The following is a 367-nucleotide window of genomic DNA, read 5'->3' on the forward strand; positions in this document are numbered from 1 at the left end:
GTTCATGTCATGCGCAATATCTGCGCTAAAGTACGCGTAGAGGATCGCGAGGCAATTATGAACGAATTCAAGCAGATTCACCAGCAAGCCAATAAAGCAGCTGCTGTTGATGTATTGCATGCCTTCTATGCCAAATGGGACAAGAGTTATAATCATGTCATAAGAAACCTGAAAGACATCGAGCCGGACCTGCTGGTCTTCTATAATTATCCTAAGCAGATCAGAGCTTCAATTTACTCTACCAACATGATTGAATCTTTTAACAACGTCATTAAGCGCAAGGCTAAGCCTAAAGCAGAGTTTCCGACTGAACAGTCGCTTGATACTTTCATTGGCATCCAAGCAATGAGTTACAATGACCGCTACT

Annotated in this window: 1 protein-coding gene; it reads left to right on the plus strand. The window is 42.5% G+C overall.

Annotated features, from left to right (window positions below; translation table 11 throughout):
* The coding region (locus MJX74_RS21510; RefSeq protein WP_240225068.1) for a transposase at positions 1-367 on the plus strand (367 nt) is incomplete at both ends.

The sequence above is a fragment of the Rheinheimera hassiensis genome (assembly GCF_022436675.1).
Taxonomy (GTDB): domain Bacteria; phylum Pseudomonadota; class Gammaproteobacteria; order Enterobacterales; family Alteromonadaceae; genus Alishewanella; species Alishewanella hassiensis.